The 18,747-nt window shown below is 32.8% G+C and carries 18 protein-coding genes; 9 read left to right on the plus strand and 9 right to left on the minus strand.

The window, feature by feature from the left end; all coding sequences use genetic code 11:
• Positions 1 to 24: 24 nt before the first annotated feature.
• Positions 25 to 1,419, minus strand: a complete 1,395-nt coding sequence (locus Z053_RS0107910) for a S41 family peptidase (protein WP_025664499.1) — start codon at positions 1,417 to 1,419, stop codon at positions 25 to 27.
• A 554-nt stretch (positions 1,420 to 1,973) separates the two neighbouring features.
• On the opposite strand from Z053_RS0107910, the gene Z053_RS31420 reads away from it, so the two are divergent.
• A complete protein-coding gene (locus tag Z053_RS31420) occupies positions 1,974 to 2,120 on the plus strand; it encodes a hypothetical protein (protein WP_160170067.1) in 147 nt (48 codons plus the stop codon).
• Positions 2,121 to 2,242: 122 nt separating this feature from the next.
• On the opposite strand, the gene Z053_RS0107930 is transcribed toward Z053_RS31420, so the two are convergent.
• The 3 genes from Z053_RS0107930 to Z053_RS0107940 form a co-directional block, all read right to left on the minus strand.
• Positions 2,243 to 3,127 (minus strand): cupin-like domain-containing protein, encoded by an 885-nt coding sequence (locus tag Z053_RS0107930; RefSeq protein WP_025664500.1) that lies wholly within the window; start codon positions 3,125 to 3,127, stop codon positions 2,243 to 2,245.
• A gap of 156 nt (positions 3,128 to 3,283) precedes the next feature.
• Positions 3,284 to 4,387 carry a biotin synthase BioB gene (gene bioB, locus Z053_RS0107935; protein ID WP_025664501.1) on the minus strand — a complete coding sequence of 368 codons (1,104 nt, stop codon included), beginning with the start codon at positions 4,385 to 4,387 and terminating at the stop codon, positions 3,284 to 3,286.
• Positions 4,388 to 4,470: 83 nt separating this feature from the next.
• Positions 4,471 to 5,631, minus strand: a complete 1,161-nt coding sequence (locus tag Z053_RS0107940; RefSeq protein ID WP_025664502.1) for a beta-ketoacyl synthase N-terminal-like domain-containing protein — start codon at positions 5,629 to 5,631, stop codon at positions 4,471 to 4,473.
• Between the two features lie 128 nt (positions 5,632 to 5,759).
• Between Z053_RS0107940 and Z053_RS0107945 the strand changes: the two genes are divergently transcribed.
• Complete coding sequence (locus Z053_RS0107945; protein WP_025664503.1) at positions 5,760 to 6,209, plus strand: cytochrome c oxidase assembly factor Coa1 family protein; 450 nt, start codon at positions 5,760 to 5,762, stop codon at positions 6,207 to 6,209.
• Positions 6,190 to 7,200 (plus strand): hypothetical protein, encoded by a 1,011-nt coding sequence (locus Z053_RS0107950; RefSeq protein ID WP_241459812.1) that lies wholly within the window; start codon positions 6,190 to 6,192, stop codon positions 7,198 to 7,200. The genes Z053_RS0107945 and Z053_RS0107950 overlap by 20 nt, the downstream gene beginning before the upstream one ends.
• Here Z053_RS0107950 and bioA read toward each other — a convergent pair.
• Genes bioA through Z053_RS0107970 form a run of 4 tightly spaced genes read right to left on the minus strand, consistent with a single transcriptional unit; the run spans position 7,197 to position 10,665 of the window.
• The gene (bioA, locus tag Z053_RS0107955) at positions 7,197 to 8,462 is read right to left on the minus strand and encodes an adenosylmethionine--8-amino-7-oxononanoate transaminase (RefSeq protein ID WP_025664505.1); all 1,266 of its coding nucleotides are present in this window, start codon (positions 8,460 to 8,462) and stop codon (positions 7,197 to 7,199) included. The genes Z053_RS0107950 and bioA overlap by 4 nt on opposite strands.
• Positions 8,463 to 8,504: 42 nt before the next feature.
• Positions 8,505 to 9,125, minus strand: coding sequence for a dethiobiotin synthase (gene bioD, locus Z053_RS0107960; protein ID WP_025664506.1), 621 nt, complete (start codon positions 9,123 to 9,125; stop codon positions 8,505 to 8,507).
• Positions 9,126 to 9,127: 2 nt separating this feature from the next.
• On the minus strand, positions 9,128 to 9,523 hold the full coding sequence (locus tag Z053_RS28100) for a putative signal transducing protein (protein ID WP_035095451.1): 396 nt from the start codon (positions 9,521 to 9,523) through the stop codon (positions 9,128 to 9,130).
• Positions 9,520 to 10,665, minus strand: a complete 1,146-nt coding sequence (locus tag Z053_RS0107970; protein WP_025664507.1) for an aminotransferase class I/II-fold pyridoxal phosphate-dependent enzyme — start codon at positions 10,663 to 10,665, stop codon at positions 9,520 to 9,522. Before Z053_RS0107970 ends, Z053_RS28100 begins: the two co-directional genes overlap by 4 nt.
• Before the next feature lie 117 nt (positions 10,666 to 10,782).
• On the opposite strand from Z053_RS0107970, the gene Z053_RS0107975 reads away from it, so the two are divergent.
• The 6 genes from Z053_RS0107975 (at position 10,783) to Z053_RS0108000 (ending at position 15,882) form a co-directional block, all read left to right on the plus strand.
• Positions 10,783 to 11,304, plus strand: coding sequence for a DUF2975 domain-containing protein (locus tag Z053_RS0107975; RefSeq protein ID WP_025664508.1), 522 nt, complete (start codon positions 10,783 to 10,785; stop codon positions 11,302 to 11,304).
• A 2-nt stretch (positions 11,305 to 11,306) separates the two neighbouring features.
• Positions 11,307 to 11,819, plus strand: coding sequence for a DUF2975 domain-containing protein (locus Z053_RS0107980; RefSeq protein WP_025664509.1), 513 nt, complete (start codon positions 11,307 to 11,309; stop codon positions 11,817 to 11,819).
• 2 nt (positions 11,820 to 11,821) lie between these two features.
• Positions 11,822 to 12,028: a helix-turn-helix domain-containing protein gene (locus Z053_RS0107985; protein ID WP_025664510.1), complete on the plus strand. Its 207-nt coding sequence runs from the start codon at positions 11,822 to 11,824 to the stop codon at positions 12,026 to 12,028.
• A 109-nt stretch (positions 12,029 to 12,137) separates the two neighbouring features.
• Positions 12,138 to 13,451, plus strand: a complete 1,314-nt coding sequence (locus Z053_RS0107990) for a metallophosphoesterase (protein ID WP_025664511.1) — start codon at positions 12,138 to 12,140, stop codon at positions 13,449 to 13,451.
• Positions 13,452 to 13,533: 82 nt separating this feature from the next.
• Positions 13,534 to 15,336: a M61 family metallopeptidase gene (locus Z053_RS0107995; protein WP_025664512.1), complete on the plus strand. Its 1,803-nt coding sequence runs from the start codon at positions 13,534 to 13,536 to the stop codon at positions 15,334 to 15,336.
• A 6-nt stretch (positions 15,337 to 15,342) separates the two neighbouring features.
• Positions 15,343 to 15,882 (plus strand): GNAT family N-acetyltransferase, encoded by a 540-nt coding sequence (locus Z053_RS0108000; protein WP_025664513.1) that lies wholly within the window; start codon positions 15,343 to 15,345, stop codon positions 15,880 to 15,882.
• Here the strand turns inward: Z053_RS0108000 and Z053_RS0108005 are convergent.
• Positions 15,860 to 18,706, minus strand: a complete 2,847-nt coding sequence (locus Z053_RS0108005; RefSeq protein ID WP_051476003.1) for an alpha/beta hydrolase family protein — start codon at positions 18,704 to 18,706, stop codon at positions 15,860 to 15,862. The two genes, Z053_RS0108000 and Z053_RS0108005, sit on opposite strands and share 23 nt — an antisense overlap.
• Positions 18,707 to 18,747 lie beyond the last annotated feature (41 nt).

An 18,747-nucleotide genomic window follows, 5' to 3' on the forward strand; every position in this document is an offset into this window, starting at 1 on the left:
ACACTGCCCCCTTTCATAAAATTTCTATTTATTTAACAGAGTGATTGCTCTTTCTATTCCGCTATCTTTTTCATTAACAAAATCGTCGTTAGAAAATAGTGGAACTCTATTTCCTTCACTTGGCCCAACCCCAATTGCTTCATAAACCTTTCCATTAACATCACTATACACCTCATTAGACAATGCTATTGAAGCTCCGTTTGGTAAAGTGTGTGCTAAAATATCAGAAAAAACTCCATTGGTATTATCACCAACTAATGTTACATAAGGTAAATCTTTCATACAAAGTGTAAAAACCTCTGCCGCACTTGCTGTTAAAGGGCTTGTTAATACTACTATGTCCTCCTTAAATTGAAAATCACCTTTGGGAGTCATAGATACCGATGTGCTTTTGGTAAAACCGCTTCCTAATTTTGCTTTTTTAGAAAATGCAAGTCGTTCATGATCCAAAAATCGCGAAGCTATATTCACTGAAGCCATGTCGTATCCCCCACCATTAAAACGAACATCGATTATTAATTTAGAAACTGCAGCACCTTTAAGGTCATTCATTATTTTGTCTAATACCGAATTTAATATTTCCATCTCATTTTTTGTGGTATCACTATACCCTTCCATTCCCAAAATATTAATATATGCGATATCATTGCCAATCATCCCCCACACGATTTTTCCTTTTTCATCAGCCTTAAATTCGTTATCTAAATACTTTACTGCTATGGTTTGTAATTTCTGGTTATATAGTGTATTGTAATCTTCTCCAGATTGGATAAGTAAGTTTCCTCTTAAACTTGAATTTAATCTAGAAATCAGATCAGGAGAACCTGCATCGATCGCAATATTATTAGCTTCATCATCAATACCTACATGCCCATCCTTTAAAAGAAAAACTAACTCCTGTAGAATATCATAAAAATTATCTGAAGTTACTTGTTCTCTTAGGTTTTTGTATTGCGACCAGTTTACATTTCTTGTTTCAAAAAAAGCATAATAATCATTAAAAATGTTCCAAAAATGATCAAAATTAATCTTTGGATCTTTAGTATTGGCAATCTGATTAGGGAGGCAAAACTCATTTTGATTTAATAACCTCTTAAACTCAATACTAGATGCACTAAGCTCTGGAGCCCCTACCAATTTGTCTGGGCCAATTAGATCTAGCGGTACACCCCAAGATTCTTCTGGCACAAAATTATTTTCTATAATTGTACATCCAATAGAATTTATGCCATACAGCACTTTTGTTGTGTCGGTAATCTTTACGACATATCCTTTATCTTCGGCTAACCAAAAGCCATTTATAGTTTTTTCTGGTTCGGGCTCAGGTTGATCATCATCAGACTTACAAGCTGTAAATAAAATCACGGATAAGATTAAAAAACATCTTTTTAAATTTATAATACCGTTGTGTAAATTCATACTAATCAAATTTTTAAAAGTTACATTTCATTGACAAATAAAAAACCTATCGGTCGCATTAAAAATGATCACAGTGCAGTACTCGCAAACATCAATTTATAAATAGACCGATATGTAATTAATTATAGCCAAAACTAGGTAGGGCTTATAAAATCGATGTCCGATATTATTAAAATTTAAGAATTCGAAACCTTTTTATTTTTAGATTTAAGTTGACAGGGGGTTAATCCAGTTTTTTTGAACGAAGTATAAAAAGTAAATCCTGATTTTTGTCCTATGGCAAATAAACCATACTTATGAAATTCTAATGAATTGTATAGAATTAATCCTGAATATTTTTCAAAATCCAAATCGCATAAATCATTATAAATGATAAGCAGATACAAAATTTTAGTATGTCTCAAAATATGAGACTCTTGCGGCTTAAGTTTGAACCAGAAAACGATAAAAAGCTAAAGAAACTTATGAAAGAAGCTTTTGAGCAAACTAATCACTAGAATACTAATTAGAATCATAAATCTGTAAATTATTTAACTATGAAAAATTTAAATGAATTGAAAGTAAGCGAACTAAGCTTTGAAGAAACTACTCAAATAGAAGGAGGAGGTCCTATCGGAGACTTAATCGATGATATAGTAGAAGTTGTAGAAACTGCTATTGAAGTGATTAAGAATTTGAAAAAATTCACCCCAACCTTGTAAACATGCTAAGAGATTTTTAATCAGATTCTTCTCTGTTATTAAACATCCTTAGAAAACAAAACCTTGGCAATGAGTAAAAACTCGGTAGTCGAGGTTTTGTTTTTTATATAATCCTAAGGTTACTATATCTCTTCTTTAGTGTATCCGTTTCTTTTATTCGTTCGCAGAACTGCTTTATTATTTTTATAGTCGATCCACTTCTCTCCTCTGGTTTTTCGCATAAAATTATCCAGATATCGCATAAAAAAAACATTGTAACAAGCTTTTGAAAACTGAACAACTCCCTGGGGTGCAGAACGGATACTCATAGAAAATCCCGGAGTTAAATACGTCATCTGATGCCAATATCCTTCTGGCATATACAATGTTTCGCCATGTTTTAAATTTGCAATATACCCCCTGGCATGTTGTAACGCAGGCCATTTTTTAAAATCCGGATTTGCATAATCTATTCCTTGATGAGATAGTAATGAATGTGGTAATTTGTATAAATATTTTGTTTCTGAAGGTGGAAATAATATACATTGTTTTTCTCCATGAAAGTGAAAATGAAGAATATTAGCTAAATCTATATCATAATGCATAAAAACTTTAGAACCACTACCTCCGAAAAACAAAAACGGTAGTTTTTTCATAAATTTTAATCCTATTTCCTCTGGATATCTAAAATCCTGTTGAAGCCGAGGTACTTCTTTCAGTAAATTATATAAAAAAATACGATAATTGGTAGGTTCTTGTTCAAGTAGAGTAAGATATGCTCCCATTCTCATACTAGTGTGAGCTTCATTAAATTTACGCTCAGACGAAATAGGTCGATCATCATACAAAGGAACGGTCTTATCACCTGCTATATCATTGATATAAGAAAGATTCCATTTGGTATACGCAGGCCAATCTACAATTAACCGTTCGATTACAACCGGCTTTTGTAGTGTTACATATTTCTTAAGAAATTCCTCTTTGGTAATTGATTTTACCCTTGGTATTTGTTCTAAATTTAATTTCACTTACTAAAAATAAGCCCTAAAAATTAAGGCGATATCTGCCAAAAGTAGGTGATGGCAATATTATACTGATCTACATAAGTGTAGTCTGATGATAAAAAAATGCAGTTAAAAATATGTAAATGTTTATTAACCCTCAATAAGGGTTTTATCACATTTTTATTTATCTGCTATCACTCCTTTAGCTTTTTCTTTTGCTGCTTGGTTTCTTTCGATAGTATGATCTGGTCGGGACCATTTAGGTTTTTCTCCCAAAGGTTCAAATACAGAATCTTCTGCTTCGACTGTTTCAGGTTGAGCCTTTTTAACAAATGGTTTTTGCGGATTAAGTCCTAATGTTTTAAACATCTCCATATCCTTATTCACATCTGGATTAGGAGTCGTTAGTAGCTTATCTCCTGCAAATATAGAATTTGCCCCGGCAAAAAAGCACATGGCTTGTCCTTCTCTACTCATTTCGGTCCTTCCTGCAGATAATCTTACTTGTGTTTTTGGCATTACGATTCTGGTAGTAGCAACCATTCTAATCATATCCCATATTGCTACAGGTTTTTCTTCTTCCATTGGAGTTCCTTCTACAGCAACCAATGCATTTATAGGTACTGATTCGGGTTGTGGGCTTAATTTTGACAATGCTGCCAGCATTCCTGCTCTATCACTCACTTCTTCTCCCATACCGATAATACCACCACTACAGACAGTTACATTCGTTTTACGAACATTATCAATTGTTTTTAATCGATCTTCATAACCTCTTGTAGAGATTACTTCTTTATAATATTCTTCTGAAGTATCTAAATTATGGTTATAGGCATACAATCCTGCCTCTGCCAATCGCTGAGCCTGATTTTCGGTAATCATACCTAATGTACAGCATACCTCCATATCAAGTTTATTGATTGTACGAACCATTTCAAGTACATTTTCAAATTCTGGCCCATCTTTAACATTACGCCAGGCAGCTCCCATACATACTCTAGAACTTCCCGAAGATTTTGCACGAAGTGCTTGTGCTTTTACTTGTTGTACGCTCATCAGGTCATTACCCTCGATATCAGTATGATATCTGGCTGCCTGTGGGCAATACCCACAATCTTCAGGACATCCTCCTGTTTTAATAGATAACAGGGTAGATACCTGTACGACATTAGGATCATGATATTCGCGATGAATAGTTGCTGCTTTATACAGTAAATCCATCATAGGTGTATTGTAAATATCAAGAATCTCTTGCTTGGTCCAATCGTGTCTAATAACGCTCATAAATCATCTAAATCTAAAAGTCAAATGTAAGAAAATCTGGTGTATTTGTATCAATTAATATAATAAAGTCATATCTCAAAAAATTAAAGACGCTCGAGCAAAATACTAACGGCATTACCCCCAAAACCAACAGCATTTACTATTATTTTATTTAACTGCTTGGGAAACTTATCATATGTTACATAAGGTACTGGTATAAATTCCTGATGTTTTAACATCAGTACTGCAAGCTCCAGGCTCAAGATCCCGCTAGCCCCAAAGGTATGCCCAATTTTCCATTTATTTGTTGTTAAAGCAGGCAGTGCATCTTTAAAAACAGTTTTAATCGCATTATATTCTGCCAGATCTCCTTTTACCGTACCAGGTGCATGTAACACGATCGCATCTATCTCATTTACAGAAGTTTCTCCTAAAGCCATTTTTATAGATTTTTGAAAACAATCTGCTTCTGTAGATATCGATATATTATGCTTTAATGGTTCTGTAGCATAGCCAATACCTCCAATTAAAGCTAAAGCATTTTCTTTTATTCCTTTTTCTATACATGCAATAGCAGCACCTTCACCAAGAAACATAGAATTTCTTTTTTTATTCCAATTCATTGCCTGGCATGGATATGCTGCCTTATCATTAGATGCATATATCTTAAGGGCTTTCATTTGTGCAATCGTAAATGGTGTTAATGGGGCTTCGCTTCCGCCTACCAAAAATTGGTCTGCCAAGCCCGATTGTAACCAGGCAATACCATTAAGCATAGCATGTAGCGCTGTCGAACAGGTAATTGAGTGACTTATTTCTGGCCCGCTGGTTTGTAAATCATGAGCAATCCATGATGAAATATTTCCTAGTGTAGTTGTGGGTGAACTTAATGTAGACGATTTACCACTTTTTAGAAATTCCTGGTGGTATTTTTCAAAAAGTCCTGTTGCCCCACGAGAAGAACCTATATTAATCCCAAAATTGCGATCGTCATTCCATCCAGCATTTTTAACTGCTTGTCTGGCTGCAAAAACACCAAAAAGAACCGAGTCATCCAATGCCTCATAATGAGAACTCTCTGCTCTTAGTTCTTTTATTTTCTGTTTTACGTTTTGAGAAAGTAATGCAATTGGGGCTTGTTCTCCTTCAAAATCTTTAAAAGAGATACGATGTGATGGATCTTTATATGCTTTCCATATATCGTCAGAAGAAACTCCTAATGGAGATATAGAAGAAATTCCTGTTATTGATATTTTCTGTTGCAATTTTCAATTTTTGGCAAATGTACAGGTTTGTTCGATCTTGTTCAATAGTTATATCATTTATCATAAGATTTTAGTAACAAAAAACACATTTTAGATACTTATCTTTATAGGATATAATGATAAAAATTATGGAGGATCATATACAACAAAAAAGCTGGTTTGCCAGAAATTGGGGCTGGGCAGTTCCTGTGGGAGGCTGTCTTACTCTAATTGTTTTGTTTTTTATTTTTTTAGGCTCTCTGATATTTGGTGTAAGCGAATTAATCACTGAATCTGCTCCTTATCAGGATGCTCTTTTTAAAGTAAATGAAGATGAATATGTAGTAAGTATCCTGGGAGAACCTATAGAGACTAATGGTATAATGAATGGTAGCCTTTCTTATAAAAATAACACAGGATCTGCAGATATATCAATTCCTATAAAAGGGCCAAAAGGTGAAGCACAATTATATGTTGTGGGTACTAAACAAAATGACCAATGGACATACAAAGAAATGTATGTAATCATTGATGAAACCGATGAACAAATTGATTTATTAGGATATCAACAAAATGAATATGACAACGAAAATCCATAGTAATTTAGTAGTATTCGGAGTACCAGTACTCCTTATTTTGTTAGTGGTTTTGATCACCAAATCACAAATTTTTGCTTCAAATACCGATGCATTATCAATTGGTATCACTCTTGATCTACTTTTTACGATACCCATTGTTTATTTTATATTAATCAAAAAGAAAAATATTCCTAAAACCACTATCGTTCCTTTTTTTATTCTAGGAATGGTTATCGCTTCTTATATTATTCCACAAGAACATCAGTCTACACTAAATTGGGTAAAAAACTGGATTTTTCCTTTTGTAGAGCTGGGTGTAGGTGTTTTTGTATTTTATAAAGTTCGCCAAACCATAAAACGATATAAGGTAAATGCAAAACAAGAACTAGATTATTTCTCTGCATTAAAGGAAACTTGTGGTGAAATTGCGCCTGGTAAAATTGCAATATTTCTTGCTATGGAGCTTGCAGTATTCTATTATGGATTCGTATCCTGGAAAAAGAGAATCCTAGCAGAAAATGAATTTACTTATCATAAAAATAGCGGAACCATTTCTTTATTAGCTGCACTTATCGTAATCATTGGTGTTGAAACCTATGTACTACATGTTCTTTTATTAAAATGGAGTGTAATTGCAGCCTGGATTGCAAGTGTATTAAGTGTATACTCTAGTATCCAGATCTTTGGTTTTCTAAAATCTATTATTAAAAGGCCCGTCACCATAGAAGGTAATATTTTACATCTACGTTATGGTATCCTTAGTGAAACTACAATAAACATTAACGACATTGCATCTATCGAAATTACAAACAAAGAAATCGAATTCGATACTAAGACTATAAAATTATCTCCACTTGGTGAATTAGAAAGTCATAATATGCTAATCACCTTGAAAAAAGAAAATATGTTTTCTGGACTTTATGGAATGAAAAAAATGTATAAAACGATAGCATTTTTTATTGATGATAAAGAGAGGTTTATATCTTCTATAGAAGACAGGTTAAAGGATTAAACATTTTCTAATAACTCGACAATAGTATCATACACTTTCTGTAACTGTTCCTGAGTAATTACATACGGAGGGAGAACATAAACTGTGCTTCCCAGTGGTCTTAATGCTACACCATTTTTCATGAAATGGTCAAATATTTCATAGCGTTTTTTACCATAACGGTCCATTTCGATATCCAAATCCAGGGCATAAATTACTCCTGTTTGCCTGGTTCTTTTAATTTTAGGATGGTTTTTGATTTTAGCATCAAAATCCTTATGAGACATTGTTATTCTGTTTATACTATTTTGGATTTCTTCACTTTGTAAAAGCTCTATTGCCGCAAGGGCTACTGAGCAGGCTATAGGATTGGCAGAATAGGTATGCGCATGAAAAAAGGCTTTACCAATCGAATCATCGAGAAAAGCATCATAGATTTCCTGAGTACAGCTTGTTACTGCCATAGGAACGAAACCTGCTGTTAAAGATTTAGACATTGAAATAATATCTGGTTTGGTTTCTATATGATCAGAAGCAAATGTTTTTCCGGTTTTTCCGAAACCTGTCATTACCTCATCTGCAATGGTAATAATAGTATTGTCTTTACAGATAGCAAGAATTTGATCCAGATATCTCGCTTCGAACATATGCATTGCATTGGCTCCCTGTACCAGTGGCTCATATATAAAAGCAGCTACTTCATGAGTTGCAATACATTCTTGTAATTCTTTTATAACACTATCAATATTTTCAAAATTTGGAGTAGGAATACGTTTAACATTTATAAAAAAATCTTCAAAAGGACCATTATAAACCGATAATCCCGAGGCAGACATTGCCCCAAAAGTATCCCCATGAAAACCATCTTCAAAAGCGATAATTGTATTTCTTTTTTCACCTCTATTAAAATGGTATTGTAGTGCCATTTTAATTCCTACTTCATTGGCTGTAGAACCATTATCAGAAAAGAATATCTTTTCTTGATTATCTGGTAATATTTTGATTAATTCTTCAGATAATTTTATAGCGGGCTCATGTGTAAAACCAGCAAATACAATCTGATCCAGCTGCTGCATCTGATATTGTACTTTTTCTAAAATATAATCATTACAATGACCATACATAGCAGTATACCAGGATGCAATCCCATCAATATATATATTCTCATCTTCATCATAAAGCAAAGCTCCTTTTGCTTTTATAATTGGTAATGCTTCGGGATGTATTTTATGCTGGGTGAGCGGATGCCAAAGATGTTTTTTATCTCTTTCTTTTAAAGTCATACAAGTGTCGCTTCCGCGAAAGCGAAGATTTTTTAGTGAATATTAAAGTGATTTTAATTGATCTCTAAACAGTTCTGCATATTCTGAAACTACCATTTTATCAAAATAAGGTTCATTGTCAATTCTTCCTATAACTGGGACTCCTGTCATTTTTTTTATGATACTTTCAGTAGTTTTATGTGCTGCCCCATTAAAAATAATAGATACGTTATATCCTTTTTCTTTTAAAATCTGGATGGTCATTAAGGTATGATTAATACTCCCCAAATAATGCCTTGAAACTACGATAACATGGTAATCAGACTGTATTAGATCCAGGATCGTATTGTTATTATTTAATGGCACCAATAATCCTCCGGCACCTTCAATAATCAAATCATTATTGGTTTTGGGAAGTGTTATTTTATCGATTTCAATAGAAATCTGATCAATTTCTGCTGCAGCATGCGGACTCATCGGCGTTTTTAAGGCATAGCTATTGCTATGAAACTTAGATTTCGAATTAGACACCAATTCTTGTACTTTATCGGTATCCGAATATTCTAAATCTCCTGCCTGTATTGGTTTAAAGTAATCTGCCTGCAACGACTCGACCACAATTGCAGAAGCTATCGTTTTACCTACTTCTGTGCCTATTCCTGTAACGAATATTTTTTTATTCATTTTTAGTCAAATTTGTGATTACATTCTTCACATCTATATTTCGTTTTTTGATTAATTGGTAATAGAAGCAAAAGAAAAAGAACCAAACTTTTAAAACTGTCAATCGTCGAATCCAGAACTATTTTTTCTCCATTACATTTTGGGCAAGAAATAGATTCTCCTTGATCATCTATAGCATATTTTTGTATACTTTCTATAATCTGAAGTGCTTTCTGTTCGTCTTCTGCTTTTACTCTCAATTTAACACCTCCAATAGCATTACTAACCAAAGGATCGGTATCGATCGTATGCATATCCATAGTAAAAACCTGGATTCCTTCTGATTCTATTCTCCCTTTGATGATCAAAGCTTCTGCCGAATATTGAAAAACAGCAACCGTTTTAAATGTTTCGCTCATATGCGTACAAAAGTAGCAAGTAGTTCCAAGACTTCCGAGATTTCTTCTTTAGAATTATAAGAATGTAAACAAAAGCGCAATCGTTCTTTACCTTGTGGCACAGTAGGTGACAAAATTGGCTTGACATCAAATCCTTTTTCCTGGATTTGGTTTGCAATTTTTTTTACATTTTCATTACCCGAAATAATACAGCAATGTATTGCAGAATTACTTTTAATAAATCTTGATGTTAGATGTTTGGATTCAAGCTCTTGGGTAAAAAAAGTAATATTTTCAATAAGTTTTTCAATTTCAGGTGTACATTTAAGTTCTTCATACGCCATTTTGATGGTTGCAATAGAGTGTGGTGGTAATCCGGTAGTATATATAAAACTTCTACAAAAATTTACTAAGTATGTCTTTAGATCCTTTGACCCTAAAATCACTGCGCCATGACAACCTAAAGCCTTACCAAAGGTATTGATCCTTGCAAAAACCCGGTCTTCTAGCCCTAATTTCTGAAGTAGCCCTACGCCATAATCACCAAACGCACCAGTTGCATGTGCCTCATCTACAATAAGGTGGCAATTGTATTTCTGACAAAATGCTATTAAAGATTTTAAGTCTGCACAATCTCCATCCATTGAAAAAACCGACTCTGTAACGATATATATTTCCTGATCACTGCTCGCATTTCGATTTCGTTCAACCTGAAACTTTAGATTTTCTATATCATTATGCTTAAATTTATAAGACTTGGCATTACTCATATGCATCCCGTCTCTAATGGAGGCGTGAATTAGTTCATCATAAAAAATAACATCTCCTCGTTGCGGTACTGCAGAAAAAAAACCAAGATTAGCGTCATACCCAGAGTTAAAAATTAAAGCCTCTTGAGCATTATGAAAATCTGCAAGCATTTTTTCTGTTTCTACGTATAATTTATGATTTCCGGAAAGTAAACGAGAACCCGTCGCTCCATTTTTTTGCCTTATTTTTTTAACCAGTAATCGATGTGCTCCTTCAAAAATAGTTTTTGAAGACGCAAATCCCAGGTAATCATTAGACGAGAAATCGATCAACCCATTAGAATCGGTTAATAGCCGAAGAGAGTTGTTTTTGATACGATTATCTAGTTTTTGCTTTAGTTTTCTGGAAATCATGTTTCAAAGATACCACGAGGTTTTAGAAACCAAAAATTAAAAAATAGGTTTTTTTAATAAAAAATTATCGTTTATCAATAATTTCAATATATTTGTTATCGTTTAACGATAATAAAAATGGAAACAAAACAAGTTTTAAATGCAATGAAAATAATATCCTGGGTTATATTCATTGGTTTATGTATTAAGTTGGGAGCAATACTTATTTCGAGTACAATAAGTCTTTTTGTAAATGAAGAAGCTGCAGAAAATTTATATTTAGGTTTAGATTTATCAAACCTTTATAGCTTTTCTATTCAGTATTATATCATGCTTCTATCACTAATTATTTCTATACTGGCCTTTAAGGTTTATATGTTTTATTTAGTAATTAAAATTTTTTCAAAGATTGATTTTGATAAACCATTTACTCCTGCTGTAGCACATCTAATTTCCAGTATTAGTTACGTTTCATTGTGGATAGGTTTATTAGCCTATTTTGCAACCAGATATAGTAAAAGGTTATTAAAAAAAGGGGTGGTTTTTGAATACGATTTTGGAAGCTCAGAATTCCTTTTTATGGCAGGAATTATATTCATCATTGCATTGATTTTCAAACGAGGAATTGAAATTCAGTCAGAAAACGAATTAACAATATAATTATGAAAATGTTCGGAAAAAAATCAGTATCAACCCTATTATTTTATATCGCCAAAGCGACTGCCATCGGATACGGGATTTTTCTATTATTTATCGTATTTGCTATAGTAACTAATTCTTTTCTAAGTATCTCTGATCATAATTTTCAGATTAAAATTCCTTTTACCAACTCGGTAATAAAGGGAGCATACGAAATCAATACATTTTTGTCGATTATTATGTTTTTCTTGTTTTATGTATCATTTTTCTATGTCTTATCACTTGTTTTTAAAACTTTTAAAGCAGAAATCCTATTTTCAAAAAATGCAATACAGCATTTGACTTATTTTACAATTATAAATTTATTCTTTCCCATATTATATGGTAGTATTCGGTTACTTATTTTTCAAGGTGGAAATTTTAATGACTTTTATGCAGTCTTTTTACACATCATATTAGGTATTTTTGCTCTTTTTATTGCAACTATATTTAAACAAGGGGTTCAATTGCAGGAAGAAAACGAACTAACAATATAACTATGCCAATACTTGTAAATCTTGATGTGATGCTTGTTAAGCGAAAAATGAAGAGTAAAGAATTGGCAGAAAAAATTGGCATTACCACTGCTAATCTCTCGATACTTAAATCCGGAAAAGCGAAAGCTATACGTTTTTCGACACTAGAAGCCATTTGTAAGGTTTTGGATTGTCAGCCATCTGATATTTTAGAATACACAGAAGAATAAATTTATATCTAGAATTAAGTAATCTCAATTTTCTAAACCACTCATTATAGACAATGATCATATGTCATTGCCTAAGAAAACTATTGTCTAATCTTAACTCGAAACAAAAATGAAAAAGATTAAAAAATGGAAATTATTCCTACTTTATCCACTACTAGGAATACTTACTTTAATTCTCATAATTATAGTTTACAAACTAGATCAGAGTACAGTTATATTAACCAAGAATGGCATTTATAAAACACTTCAGGTACCAGTAAAGTCAAAATTCATCGAGTTTAATGCTAATTTGGCTGGTGCTGCAGACGGCCCAACATTTGATAATGATTTTATTGAAGGCCCAATTGTTACCTATCAAAAAGACAATACCATATCTGTAGATTGGTACCAAAACGATGAAACACATCACAAAACATATGATTCTTCTATTAAAAATTTCACTATTGACACTAAAAATCAAATTCTAAATTTCTCTCTACCAGAAATTAAAATACCCGTTACAGAAATTACCACTACTCCTGATAAGGTTGTCTTTATTAGTGACATTCATGGAGATTATGAATATATGGATACTCTTTTAAAAAACCTTAAGGTTATTGATTCTCTTGGTAATTGGTGTTTTGGAGAAAACTATTTGGTTATTGCAGGCGATATGGTTGATCGTGGAACTAAAGTAAGTACAGTACTCTGGAAAACAGTTCGGCTTTCGGAACAGGCAGAATTAGCTGGAGGAATGGTTCATTATCTACTCGGAAATCATGAACAGTATATTCTAAGAGGTAATTTCAGTCGAGTAAACCCTGCTAATTTGTTTGCCATTCAGCAGATGATGTCTTTTAAAGATGCTTTTTCTAATAAAACATATTTAGGACAATGGTTAAGAACACGACCTATACTACTAAAAATCGGAACCACTCTAATTACTCATGGAGGAATTAGTCCCGAAACTGCAGCAAAAAAATATACTATAAAACAAATAAATCAAGCTATTTGGGATTATTGGGATAACAAACCTATTGATGAAAATCTTAAGGAAATTATATTAGGAAAAACAGGAGTAACTCAATATAGAGGCTACATAAGACAAAATGATAAAATTAAAAAATCTTCAAAAAAAGAAGTAGAGGAGATCCTTAAAACTTATAATGTATCTCATATCATTGTCGGGCATACTAATGTACCTACTATTAAACCTCTTTATGATGAGACTATATACGACATTAATGCCATTGAAACATCTCCGCAGGCATTAGTATTTGAAAACGGAATCCCGAAAATCGTGAATACCCGAATTATAAAAGAAGAAAAAGCACCACAAGTATATTCAAGGGATTTTTCTTTTTTCAAAGCAAATGATTTGAAGATGGTAGCATTAACAATCAGAAATATTGTTAAACTTTCTAGTATAAGCCATCCTTATTAAAAAGTTATCTGAAAAGAATTATAATTAATACCTATATTTGAGTTTCATCATCATTTCACACATAAATCATAAGCCAATCATAATGAAACTAGTACAGTTATTAATTGTAATACTATGTGTTCAATTCAACTTCTCTCAATCAAAAAACCAATATCGCATATCTTTTGAAAATGCTGTTCATCATGAAGCTAAAATACAAGCTACATTTTCTGATCTAAAAACAGCCACTATTTCTTTGCGAATGAGCAGAACATCACCTGGGAGATATGCCCTACATGAATTTGCCAAGAATGTTTATGATGTAACGATTACAGACAGTCAAGGTAAAAAAGTTATGGTTACCCGCCCTAATCCTCATCAATGGGATGTTTCTGGTCATGACGGTACAATTAAAGTATCTTATACGCTATTTGCAGATCGTGGAGACGGGACGTATTCTCAAATTGATGAAACCCATGCACATCTTAATATTCCTGCTACTTTTATGTTTGCTCCAACGCTAAAAGACAGAGCTGTAGAAGTAACTTTTAATACTAGAAAAGATCTAAACTGGAAGATTGCCACGCAGCTTTTCCCTGTTGGAAATCATAAATATACAGCTCCTAATCTACAGTATTTTATGGATAGCCCTGTAGAAATTAGTAATCACTCACTAAAAGCATTTACTGTTAAATCCGAAGATTCAGAATACACCATACAATTTGCATTACACCACTTGGGAACCGAAGAAGAAGCTAATACTTATTTTGAAAAAGTTAAAAAAATAGTACTACAAGAGAAAGAAGTGTTTGGAGAATATCCAAAATTTGACAACGGAACCTATACTTTTTTGGCTTGTTATATGCCCAATGTGTCTGGCGATGGAATGGAACATAGAAACTCTACTATCCTAACCAGTACTCGCAGTCTTGCCAAAGAGGGAATGGATAGAAATATAGGAACTGTTTCTCATGAATTTTTTCATGCGTGGAATGTAGAACGTATACGTCCAAAAACATTAGAGCCTTTCGATTTTGAAGCCGCTAATATGTCTGGAGAATTATGGTTTGCAGAAGGATTTACCAGTTATTATACTGGATTAATTTTATGCAGAGCAGGTATCATAAGCCAGGAAAAATATATTGAAGGACTAGCCAGATCGTATAATTATGTATGGAATTCTCCTGCCAGAGCCTATTTTAATCCTACAGAGATGAGTTACCAAGCTCCTTTTGTAGATGCTGCAACATCCGTAGATCCTGTAAATAGAGGAAATACATTTATCTCTTACTATTCCTATGGCAGTATGCTAGGGTTAGCCCTGGATTTATCTCTAAGAAACTATAAAGACCATCTTACTCTAGATGACTATATGAAGCTTGTTTGGCAAAAATATGGAAAGACTGAAGTCCCATACACAGAAGAACATCTGTTAACTACACTACAGGAATATGCAGGAGAGTCGTTTGCTAATGAGTTCTTTACTAAATATATCAATAATAGCCAGGTTCCCGATTATAAAACTCTATTTGCTAGTTTTGGAATTTCAGTGGTTAACAATCCTAAAAAGGTCTACTTTGCAGGAGTACCCATAAAGTATGAAAATAACAATGCTTTTATCTCTGATTATCCCAAAAAGGAGTCTCCTGCTTATATAACGGGATTAGATAAAGATGATGTTATTCTAACGATAGATAAAGATGCTATTACAGATGAAAAACAATTAGCTGAGATACTAAAAAAGTATACCCCTGGCGAAAAAGTAACGATAACCTACAAAAGGTTAGGTAAGGAAGTAAAAACTGAAATGACTTTTACTGCACATCCAGATGTTGAAACCAAATTACTACAAAACGCTAGTAAAGAAGCTATAAATAAACGTGAAAACTGGTTAAAAGCTAAATAATATACAATGAATATAACGTACACTGTTATTAGTTCTGAAGTAGAATTGCAACAGATTTTAGTGCTTCAGCGTGATAATCTACCGATTTCAATTTCTCAAACAGAAAAAGAAGCAGAGGGTTTTGTTTCTGTGCAACATGATCTTGATATTCTAAGAAAAATGAATAGCAAACAACCTCATATCATTGCTAAGGACGGTGATAAAGTAGTTGGGTATGCATTGTGTATGTTAAAAGATTTTAAGGATGATATAGAACTCCTAAAACCTATGTTTTCTATCATCGAAAACCACTTAGATTCTTCGATATCCTATGTAATAATGGGACAAGTATGTATTGATAAAGCCTATCGTAAACAAGGGATTTTTAGAGGTTTGTATCAAACCATGAAAACTGAATTACAAGACAAATACAATCTCTTAATCACCGAAGTAGCCTCAAATAATTCACGTTCTTTACAAGCACATTATGCCATTGGTTTTAAAACATTAATCACTCATGAATCAAATGGTATAGAATGGCACCTTATTCATTGGAACTGGGCGTGATACTAGACGCTCTTCTATTCTCTAAACCATATCCTAAGTCTTTTCCTTTTTGTACTCTGGGAATACCCTTGGTCATCCATTTAGGAGCAGGCTCACCTTTTAAATAATAATCAAAAAACTGCATCATTCTGATAGAAAGGTCCTGCTTGTTTTTTACTTTTTTCAGATTATGGGCTTCCTCATTATACACCAGTAGCCATACCGGTTTTTGTAATCTGCGCATTCCCATAAACATTTCTATACCTTGATAATAAGGTACTGCCCCATCGTTGTCATTATGCATCATTAGTAATGGAGTTTCTATTTTAGGGATACCAAAAAGTGGTGAGTTTTCAATATAAAGATCAAATCCATCCCATAGATTTTTACCTAGTCTACTTTGTGTTCTTTCGTATTGAAATGCTCTACTCAATCCCGATTTCCATCTGATTCCTCCATAAGCAGAAGTCATATTACTTACTGGAGCACCAGCCATTGCTGCCTTAAACTTATTAGTAACGGTTACCAGATATGCCACCTGATATCCGCCCCAGCTTTGCCCTTGTATTCCTATATTATCTCTATCTATATATCCCAATTCTTCTAATGCTTCTACTCCCGAAACTATACAATTATATGCACTGGCTCCTGGTTTACCTTCGTCATATACGATATCAGGAACAAACATGATATAATCATTACTTACCAAATAGGATGGGTTTACAATAGAAGCACTGGGTCTGGGCATATGATAACTACGATAGCTATCGGATCGTTTTTCATAAAAATAAGTGATCAAAGGGTATTGTCTTGAAGGGTCAAAATCTTCGGGTTTATAAATAATACCCTCTAGTTTTTTACCATCGTATGTTTTCCATGAAAATAACTCTGCAGTTCCCCATTTAAAATCTTTTTGATGTGGATTTACTACTGTTATTCTCTCAGAATTTTGAAAAGTATTTGTAGTTATATAAAGATCAGAAAATGTAGTGAAGTTTTGTTTTCTATAGCTATACACTTCGGCATTCTTTGCTTTTTTATAAGAGCTAATACGAAATTCTGAAGGCCTGATTTTTTCAATCAATTTTCCTTTTCGCAAAGTATACAACCCAGAAGCTTTTGTTACTTTATCAAAACTCGTAATGAGTAATTCTTTATTACAATATGTTGCTTTGTTTTTTTGTTCAGGGTCCAACATTTCTGTTCTATACTCAACATTGTTTTTCCTTCCGTTTTGCGTAAGATTTATTGGTTTTTCTTTTCCAGAAAGAGAAACTTGCCAAATATCAAATTTATCATAAATCAATGCGTTTCCTCTTGAATCAAATCCCCCAAAACCATAAGGAGAGGGTAGAGAAGGATGATCATCATCTTCATCATAAAATGCTACATCCAACTCGTTGGTAAGGTTTGTTTTTTTCAATGCAGATAAATCAATCGAAAACCAATGTTTTTCTTTCATGTCATAATGCAAAGCATATTGTCCATCTGGAGAAAGAATAGGCTGTCTCCCTTTGTTTTTAAGAATCAAATGTTTATTTCCTGTATTGGTATTAATCACATAATAATCTTTTGTCCATGGATAATCCCACGACCGCATTATATCATATGGAGATGTTGTTGCCCCTATTATATATTGTTGTTCCTTATTTTTATCAAAATTTAGCGTTTCGATAGTGTGATCCTGAATATGAACATATTGGTTAGATTTGGTATCATAGTATGATAAAAATGCTTTTTTATTAAGTTGTTCAAACTTTGATTTCTGTTCTGGCTGAATCAATTTATCCTGCCAGTTCCAAACATCTACCTGTGGTATTTCATCTTTTAATAATGTAGTATCTTTTGAGTATACTACTTTTGGCTTTGAATAAAAATATAACCTATCTCCATTATCAGAGAAAAAAGGCGTTTGATCTTTACTCAATTCCCAGTTCTCTCTAAGGTTTTTATCCGGAGTATTTACAAGCTCTTGCAGTTTACTATTTTTATAATAATACAACTCAAACCTTAAGGAGTCTATTGCCGTAGAATCAACTGCAGATAGATAGACAAATTGATTTCCATCTTTATATACTGCCAGTTTATCATAAATATATTTTGTAGTATCAATAGCTATTTTTGCTCCAGACGTTAAGTTATACTCATAAACTCCAATATCTTTTTGTTTATCCTTTTTATTTTTTAACGTATAATAAAATGTTTTTCCTTTCTCGGGTAGAATAAAATCTTTTATTTGATGAATCGTATCTTTTTGTTTTGTTTTTAGATTGTAAACCAAGGCATAATTCTGTTTAAATGCCATTGGAGCATTGTTGTCTATACTATCGTTTTTTTGTTCGGATAGGTTTTTTTTCTTTCCTATTCTCTTTTTTACTTTTTTAAAATTTTCAACGACCAACCAACCTTCTTGTTTTTTAGGCATTTTATATTTCTTCACCCTTAAGATAGAATCATAAATAGTATTATTTTTTACATCATAGATAAACAATCCATCTTTAGTTCTATCCTCTTTTTTTATTTCTTTCTTTTTCTCTGTTCTGGTGAGTTGATATTTAGGTCTTTTCTTAAAAACTACATAGTTTTCATCTGAGGATATTGAAGTATCATATCCATTAGGGTACTTAAATTTAGTTTTATTTTGAGTATTATATATCTCTATATAGCCGTCTCCTCTTTTGGTATTGGTTTCAATAGTAGATACAATTAATTTCCCTTTATCTGATACTTTAACATCAGTAATATTTTTCCATAAATCGTAGTCAGCATGAGTCAACGTTTTTTTCTGAGCAGAAATCAATGAGGTGCTTAGTATAACTACAAAGGTGATTAGTCTTTGAATCATATGTAAGGTTTTAACATTAGAGTGATTAATATGCTCTCGAA

This window comes from Aquimarina megaterium XH134, from assembly GCF_000520975.1.
Taxonomy (GTDB): Bacteria; Bacteroidota; Bacteroidia; order Flavobacteriales; family Flavobacteriaceae; genus Aquimarina; species Aquimarina megaterium.

What these genes read in the sequence shown, in the direction of transcription:
- Z053_RS0107975 (WP_025664508.1), top strand. Translation starts at nt 10,783, where the DNA reads ATGGAAACAAAACAAGTTTTAAATGCAATGAAAATAATATCCTGGGTT.
- Z053_RS0107985 (WP_025664510.1), top strand. Translation starts at nt 11,822, where the DNA reads ATGCCAATACTTGTAAATCTTGATGTGATGCTTGTTAAGCGAAAAATG.
- Z053_RS0107910 (WP_025664499.1), bottom strand. Translation starts at nt 1,419, where the DNA reads ATGAATTTACACAACGGTATTATAAATTTAAAAAGATGTTTTTTAATC.
- Z053_RS28100 (WP_035095451.1), bottom strand. Translation starts at nt 9,523, where the DNA reads ATGAGCGAAACATTTAAAACGGTTGCTGTTTTTCAATATTCGGCAGAA.
- bioB (WP_025664501.1), bottom strand. Translation starts at nt 4,387, where the DNA reads ATGAGCGTTATTAGACACGATTGGACCAAGCAAGAGATTCTTGATATT.
- bioD (WP_025664506.1), bottom strand. Translation starts at nt 9,125, where the DNA reads ATGAATAAAAAAATATTCGTTACAGGAATAGGCACAGAAGTAGGTAAA.
- bioA (WP_025664505.1), bottom strand. Translation starts at nt 8,462, where the DNA reads ATGACTTTAAAAGAAAGAGATAAAAAACATCTTTGGCATCCGCTCACC.
- Z053_RS0107970 (WP_025664507.1), bottom strand. Translation starts at nt 10,665, where the DNA reads ATGATTTCCAGAAAACTAAAGCAAAAACTAGATAATCGTATCAAAAAC.
- Z053_RS0107945 (WP_025664503.1), top strand. Translation starts at nt 5,760, where the DNA reads ATGGAGGATCATATACAACAAAAAAGCTGGTTTGCCAGAAATTGGGGC.
- Z053_RS0108005 (WP_051476003.1), bottom strand. Translation starts at nt 18,706, where the DNA reads ATGATTCAAAGACTAATCACCTTTGTAGTTATACTAAGCACCTCATTG.
- Z053_RS0107980 (WP_025664509.1), top strand. Translation starts at nt 11,307, where the DNA reads ATGAAAATGTTCGGAAAAAAATCAGTATCAACCCTATTATTTTATATC.
- Z053_RS0107950 (WP_241459812.1), top strand. Translation starts at nt 6,190, where the DNA reads ATGACAACGAAAATCCATAGTAATTTAGTAGTATTCGGAGTACCAGTA.
- Z053_RS0107995 (WP_025664512.1), top strand. Translation starts at nt 13,534, where the DNA reads ATGAAACTAGTACAGTTATTAATTGTAATACTATGTGTTCAATTCAAC.
- Z053_RS0107990 (WP_025664511.1), top strand. Translation starts at nt 12,138, where the DNA reads ATGAAAAAGATTAAAAAATGGAAATTATTCCTACTTTATCCACTACTA.
- Z053_RS0108000 (WP_025664513.1), top strand. Translation starts at nt 15,343, where the DNA reads ATGAATATAACGTACACTGTTATTAGTTCTGAAGTAGAATTGCAACAG.